This window comes from uncultured Microbacterium sp. (genome assembly GCF_963521695.1).
Lineage (GTDB): Bacteria > Actinomycetota > Actinomycetes > Actinomycetales > Microbacteriaceae > Microbacterium.
Genome location: NZ_CAUQWC010000238.1, coordinates 1 through 4,987, shown reverse-complemented (window position 1 = coordinate 4,987; position 4,987 = coordinate 1). Strand labels below are relative to the sequence as shown.

The window sequence follows — 4,987 nt, the reverse complement described above, 5'->3', positions numbered from 1 at the left end:
CACCCACCCACACCGTGCCCCACCCTCACCCCACCCCGACCACCCGGTGCCACCCCCCGACGCGCGCCGCTGCATCGAAGTATCTCGATCGACGACGAGAACGCATCAGCCGACGAATCGAATCGACCGACCGCACATGTAGTCCGTGGCCGCTCGCGACGTGTCGCGGTGAGCCCTACGGCACCCGCCCACGGGAGTCATCGCCGTTTTTTTGCAGGCCCCCGGACCCCTCCTCACCCTCGCCCCGCCCAGAACTCCCTCTCCCCGATTCATCCCACACAAAACGTAGGGCGCGTAGGGCCTGGCGTGGGTACAGAACGCCCGCAAACCCGCCCCCGCATATCCCGGTGAGCCGCGGGATTCCGCGGGCTTAGAGAGGCGCTGAGCGCTGTACCCACAGAGCGCCCTACGGCCCTACGGATGAGGGCGCGTACCCACTCGCGACCCCACACGTACCCACAGGCGGGCTGTCAGGCGTGGATGCACCGCTCTCCGCGCACGTACGCCTCAAGGCAGGGTTCGGCGATGAGCCACCGGCCGCCCGGGACGTGCTGGGTGCCGTGCAGCACCCGCGACGCGAGATCTCGGCGGATCGTGACGACGTGTCGACGAGCCGCGTCGGCGGCCTCTGCGGGCGTGTAGAGCTTGTGCATGAGTCAACTGGCCAAGAACTGCACGATCGACGATGTCGCACCCGCGACTATCCCGAGCGCGATCAACCCGAACGCCCACCACGTGCCGGCGGCGTCGCGCAGAACTAGCTCGACGACGCTCAGCAACGTGTACTCGTGATGCGTCCGGCCGCCAGGCGTTCCGCCATCGATCACGGCCCACGTTCCGGAGCGCAGCATCCGGCGCGCGTGCAACCCCTTGGCGATGAGCAGAGTGAAGCCGATCAGCTGCGTGAGCGCTGCCGCCAGGTCGAGTCCGAGAATCCAGATCGTCACGCCCGCGACCCTAGCGGTGGGGTGCAGGCGTGGCCACAGTTTGGCCACGTTCGCGTGCGATCGAGCCGTGACCAGGGCTCACGGTTTGATCGAAGCAGCGCGAATTTCCGGGGTTCCCGCGGCTCGACACGATAGTTCAGCGGGTCTGCGTAGGGTTCGACTCCCGCCGTCGCGTCCACTTCCCCGAGGCACAGGGATAGCCTCCGCTCATGCTCCACGTCGCGTTCGTCCGCAACCTCAACCAAGGTCAGCGCGGGCATGTCCAGACGGCGGATCTCGTCGCCGCATTCCACGATGCCGGATGCCATGATGTCTCCCCCTTCCAGAGCAACGGCACGATCGTGTTCTCCGGGGAGGCGGCGTTCGCCGCCGACGCCATGTGCGCCCTCGCTGCACGGACCGGCGTCGAACGAGAGGTTTTCACCCTGGCGTGGGAGGACCTCGCCGACATCGTCGACGTCCACCGTCACGCGGAGGATGCCGCACGGCGCGAACTCACGTTGCACGCCCCCGTCCACATCGTGCTCGACGGACACTCCGAGAGCGAGGCGGCCCGACGTCGGTGTCGACTGCTTGAGGCAGAGGTGGGCTGGACCGTCGCCGTGAACGAGCGGGACCGCGAGTCGAACGCAACGCCCGTGATCGAAGGACTGACCGGTGCTCCAGCGACCTCGCGCGGGCTGCCGACCCTCATCCGCCTGATCCACCGTCTCGGCTGCCCCACGGCGCGGACCGGCGAGCACCAGTTCGAGCCGAGCCATGACGGGCCCGCCCCCTAGTCCGCTCGTTTCCCCACTTCGGGCGATGACGGCCGCGGGTAAGATATATACCACGGAGGTATATTGTGACCGTGAGATTCGACCGCAACCGCGCTTCTCAGCTGGTGCGCGCCGCGCGCCTCGACCGAGGGATGTCTCAGGCCGAGCTGTCGCGGGCCGCGGGAATGAGTCAGCCCAACGTCGCAGCGATCGAAACGGGAACGAGAACCCCGAGCGACGACGCCCTGAGGCGCCTTCTTCTGGCCGCTGACTACCGCCCGAGCCTGGCCGTCGAGGAGAACGCTGAGGAGATCGTCGACGTGGGAGCGCTATACGGGCTTCGCGACATCCGTGTCTTCGGCTCCGTCGCGACGGGCGCGGATCATTTCACGTCGGACATCGATCTCCTCGTTCGCGTCGACAGGGGCCGCGGATACTTCGATATCGCCGCATTCACGAACGCCATCGAAGGACTCACGGGATTTCCCGTAGACGTGATCGTGGACGATGACCGACGTCCCGCATTCCTGGCCTTGACGCCGATGGCGACGCTGTGAAAGATCCCGAACCGCCGACCAGACGTTTCGTACGTGCTCCGCGGGCAGCGAGTGCGGCGAGAGACGTGGCCCAGGAGAACTTCCTGGACAGCATCGACGCGATCGATGCGTTCATCCTGCATGCGACAAGCGGCGGAAGGGGCGACCTCACCCGCAACTCTCCCGCCTATGCATCCGGCTCCATGGCCGTGATCCGTGCGGCGGCCCTCTTCGAGGTCGATGGCTTCGCGGACTTCCTCGCGGGCACCCCGGACGACGTCGTGCGGGCCCTCCGGACGATGCGCAACATCGCGTCCCACTCCGGCTATCGAGCAATGGACGACGAGTTCTTGTGGGTGTCCCTCACCGTCGAGCTGCCGCCGTACGTCGCGCGGTGGCGGCGTGCCACGCAAGTCGGCGAGTCCGACTCGACCGCGCCGTGAGCACGACTGTCAGACTGGAGCGATGACCTCCCCCACGCCCCAGGATGTCCTCATCGGGACCGAGGGCATTCGCCTCGGCGCGTTCCTGAAGTTCGCCGGAGTCCTCGACTCCGGAGGTGACGTCAAGGAGGCGATAATCGACGGCTACGTCCAGGTCAACGGTGAGATCGACCGCCGACGCGGGCGGCAGTTGCAGGTCGGCGACGTCGTGACGTTCGAGGGGCGCTCCTTCCGCGTGCAGGCCTAGTCCCGCCTGTTCGCACCGATCGGTCGCCTCCCGCGCGCGCCGAGACCCCGCATGACGAAGGGCCCGCCTCCCCGAGAGAGAAGCGGACCCCCGACCCGGCACCCCGCACTCGGGATGCCGTCACACCTCAGTGCTCGTCGTAGTGATCGGTGTGCAGCGCGTGACGGTGTCCGTCGTGCACGTAGTCGGCGTGGTCGTCGTGCGCGATCTTCTCGTGCCCGCAGTCGTCGCCGTGGCGGTGCTCATCGACCCCGTGCTCGGCCTTCGACTCGTGCTCGTCGTAGTGGTCGCCGTGCAGGGCGTGGTGGTGGGTGCCGTGCACGTAGTCGATGTGGTCGCCGTGCTCGATCTTCTGGTGGCCGCAGTCGTCGCCGTGGGCGTGCTCGTCGACGGAGTGCTCGGCGTGGGTCTCAGCGGTGCTCATTGTTCGTTCCCCTGGTCGTTCGGTTCCTGGACGTGGGCGATCGCGTCGAGCACGACGTGCGCGACGTGCTGGTCGGCGAGGGCGTAACGGATCTCTTTCCCCTCGCGCTCCGAGCTCACCAGACCCGCCTGCCGCAGGGTGCGCAGGTGTTGCGACACCAGCGGTTGCGACAATCCGGCCCGGTCGGCGAGCGCGCCGACAGTGAGCGGTTCACGGCTCAGCAGCCACACGAGCGCGAGACGCGACTCGTTGCCGAGAACCTTGAACAGCTCGGCGGCCTCGTCGAGCCCGGCGATCTTGTCCACGGCATCCACGAGACCACACACATGCAGAGATTGCAATGTGTTCACGCAACCGGGAACGGTTCTCGTTCGCGTTATCGAGACCGCGCGGAAGTCACCCTTGCCGCCCCTTGAACCGCGGATTGAGTTTGTTGATGACGAACACCTTGCCGCGGCGGCGCACCACCTGCGCTCCCGGTTGCTTCTTCAGCGACGCGATCGATGCGCGAACCTTCATGACATCCTCCTTGTTGATAATCGTTCTCATCAACACGGTAGGGTGTCGGAAGCTCCCTGACAAACGAGAGGTGGATGCCATGAGTCGCACCATCGCCGTCCTGGGCGTCTGCGCCCCCGAACGCCGTGCCTACGCCGAGCGCACCGCCGTCGCGCTCGACCGCCCCCTGCACCTCTTGCGGTTGGCCGACCTTCGCTCCCCGCACGCGCTCCCCCACCCCCGCTCGCGCGCCGAGACGGAGACCGCCGTCGTCGACCTGGGGAGCGATGTCGACCTCGTCCACGCGATCGGTGCGCGCGGCGGCATCGAGGTCGAAGCGGTCTGCGTGGTGGACGCCCGTCACATGATCGGCGACCTTCTCGACGATGCCCCGCTCGTGGCATCCGTTCGCTCTGGCGATCCGCGCGGAGACGTGGGAGCGCGGGCACGGCAGGCCGCGCTCGCGCTGGAGCTGGCGACACGGATCGTCTGGATCAACTGGGAACAGGTGCCGACCGCGGCGCTCGCCGTCCAGATGGCCCTCGCGTCTCACCTCAACCCGACCGCCGTCGTGAGGCTCTCGCGCGACCCGGTCAGCGACCTGCGGTCGGAAGCCGTGCACTCCGGAGAGATCCTCGAGCGCGCCGGCTGGGTCCACGCGCTGAACGGCCAGCATGACCCGTACATGCGCGACAACCGCGTCATGACGTTGCACTACGAGCAGTTGCGCCCCTTCCACCCCGCACGTCTGTCGGCCACGCTCGACCGTCTCGACGACGGCGCCGCCGGACGCCTCGTGCGCTCGGCCGGATTCTGTCGGTTGGCGTCGCGTCCCGGCATCCTCGCTCGGTGGGAACACGTCGGATCGGCCATGTGGATCGAGCCGCTCGGAACGGACGACGGACGCATGGGTATGGGCCAGGAGCTCGTCTTCACCGGCCTCGACCTGTCGGCTCCGAAGCTCGCGCACCTGCTCGACCGAGCCGCACTGACCGATGACGAGCTGGCCGCGGGTCCCGCGACGTGGGTGACCTTCGCCGACCCGCTCCCGGCCTGGCCCGCGGTGGACTCGTCGATTCCGGATGCCACCGACTGACCGCGGCGGTCGTCGGCGCGGTCATGAGGGTGCGGCAC

The 4,987-nt window shown here is 67.8% G+C and carries 10 protein-coding genes; 5 read left to right on the top strand and 5 right to left on the bottom strand.

Annotation, left to right across the window (positions count from 1 at the left end):
- Positions 1-470: 470 nt before the first annotated feature.
- Both RWP81_RS14245 and RWP81_RS14240 read right to left on the bottom strand, forming a co-directional pair.
- Positions 471-653 (bottom strand): hypothetical protein, encoded by a 183-nt coding sequence (locus tag RWP81_RS14245; protein WP_314457173.1) that lies wholly within the window; start codon positions 651-653, stop codon positions 471-473.
- Between the two features lie 3 nt (positions 654-656).
- Positions 657-947, bottom strand: coding sequence for a hypothetical protein (locus RWP81_RS14240; protein WP_314457171.1), 291 nt, complete (start codon positions 945-947; stop codon positions 657-659).
- Between the two features lie 209 nt (positions 948-1,156).
- Between RWP81_RS14240 and RWP81_RS14235 the strand changes: the two genes are divergently transcribed.
- The 4 genes from RWP81_RS14235 to RWP81_RS14220 all read left to right on the top strand — a co-directional run bounded on the left by RWP81_RS14235 (position 1,157) and on the right by RWP81_RS14220 (position 2,931).
- A complete protein-coding gene (locus tag RWP81_RS14235; RefSeq protein ID WP_314457169.1) occupies positions 1,157-1,726 on the top strand; it encodes a DUF1697 domain-containing protein in 570 nt (189 codons plus the stop codon).
- A 71-nt stretch (positions 1,727-1,797) separates the two neighbouring features.
- Positions 1,798-2,262 carry a helix-turn-helix domain-containing protein gene (locus RWP81_RS14230; RefSeq protein ID WP_314457167.1) on the top strand — a complete coding sequence of 155 codons (465 nt, stop codon included), beginning with the start codon at positions 1,798-1,800 and terminating at the stop codon, positions 2,260-2,262.
- A gap of 65 nt (positions 2,263-2,327) precedes the next feature.
- Entirely contained in the window at positions 2,328-2,684 is a 357-nt protein-coding gene (locus RWP81_RS14225; protein WP_314457166.1) for an antitoxin, read from the top strand.
- A 22-nt stretch (positions 2,685-2,706) separates the two neighbouring features.
- Complete coding sequence (locus RWP81_RS14220) at positions 2,707-2,931, top strand: RNA-binding S4 domain-containing protein (RefSeq protein ID WP_055958994.1); 225 nt, start codon at positions 2,707-2,709, stop codon at positions 2,929-2,931.
- A gap of 127 nt (positions 2,932-3,058) precedes the next feature.
- Here RWP81_RS14220 and RWP81_RS14215 read toward each other — a convergent pair whose 3' ends face one another.
- The 3 genes from RWP81_RS14215 to ykgO all read right to left on the bottom strand — a co-directional run bounded on the left by RWP81_RS14215 (position 3,059) and on the right by ykgO (position 3,874).
- Complete coding sequence (locus tag RWP81_RS14215) at positions 3,059-3,355, bottom strand: hypothetical protein (RefSeq protein ID WP_055958998.1); 297 nt, start codon at positions 3,353-3,355, stop codon at positions 3,059-3,061.
- Positions 3,352-3,660 carry a helix-turn-helix transcriptional regulator gene (locus tag RWP81_RS14210; RefSeq protein ID WP_055959000.1) on the bottom strand — a complete coding sequence of 103 codons (309 nt, stop codon included), beginning with the start codon at positions 3,658-3,660 and terminating at the stop codon, positions 3,352-3,354. The genes RWP81_RS14215 and RWP81_RS14210 overlap by 4 nt, the downstream gene beginning before the upstream one ends.
- A gap of 91 nt (positions 3,661-3,751) precedes the next feature.
- Complete coding sequence (ykgO, locus tag RWP81_RS14205; RefSeq protein ID WP_055959003.1) at positions 3,752-3,874, bottom strand: type B 50S ribosomal protein L36; 123 nt, start codon at positions 3,872-3,874, stop codon at positions 3,752-3,754.
- A 79-nt stretch (positions 3,875-3,953) separates the two neighbouring features.
- Here ykgO and RWP81_RS14200 point away from each other — a divergent pair, with 79 nt between their 5' ends.
- Positions 3,954-4,949, top strand: coding sequence for a GTP-binding protein (locus RWP81_RS14200; protein WP_314457162.1), 996 nt, complete (start codon positions 3,954-3,956; stop codon positions 4,947-4,949).
- Positions 4,950-4,987 lie beyond the last annotated feature (38 nt).

Bases quoted from the DNA above. Each gene is read 5' to 3' on its own strand.
- RWP81_RS14245 (WP_314457173.1), bottom strand. From the start codon at position 653: ATGCACAAGCTCTACACGCCCGCAGAGGCCGCCGACGCGGCTCGTCGA.
- ykgO (WP_055959003.1), bottom strand. From the start codon at position 3,874: ATGAAGGTTCGCGCATCGATCGCGTCGCTGAAGAAGCAACCGGGAGCG.
- RWP81_RS14235 (WP_314457169.1), top strand. From the start codon at position 1,157: ATGCTCCACGTCGCGTTCGTCCGCAACCTCAACCAAGGTCAGCGCGGG.
- RWP81_RS14220 (WP_055958994.1), top strand. From the start codon at position 2,707: ATGACCTCCCCCACGCCCCAGGATGTCCTCATCGGGACCGAGGGCATT.
- RWP81_RS14215 (WP_055958998.1), bottom strand. From the start codon at position 3,355: ATGAGCACCGCTGAGACCCACGCCGAGCACTCCGTCGACGAGCACGCC.
- RWP81_RS14200 (WP_314457162.1), top strand. From the start codon at position 3,954: ATGAGTCGCACCATCGCCGTCCTGGGCGTCTGCGCCCCCGAACGCCGT.